Here is a 246-nt window from a genome sequence, read left to right as displayed (position 1 = left end):
CCCCGAGCTGCCCCGCAAGCCCCGGATCGCGCTGCTCAAGGGCTGGCACTACTACGTGTGCGTGCACAAGACGTCGGGCGGCTACCCGCCGCACGACCAGGGCATGCTGTTCGACCTCGGGGACCGCGGCGCGGCCGAGCACCCGACCACGACCGACCCCGCCGCCGGCGGGGACGCGGGCAAGGAGTCGCTCGGCGAGCAGGGGGTCCGGCTGCGGCGGTGGGCCGGGGGGGCCGAGACCGGCGA

General features: G+C 76.8%; 1 pseudogene. It reads left to right on the top strand.

What is annotated here, in order from left to right:
• Positions 1–246 (top strand): annotated as a pseudogene (locus tag KVT14_RS20900) (ATP-dependent DNA helicase); the annotation flags it as partial.

It is taken from the genome of Cellulomonas sp. GbtcB1, assembly GCF_019091725.1.
Taxonomy (GTDB): Bacteria; Actinomycetota; Actinomycetes; order Actinomycetales; family Cellulomonadaceae; genus Cellulomonas.
This window is presented reverse-complemented; position numbering and strand designations above follow the sequence as displayed.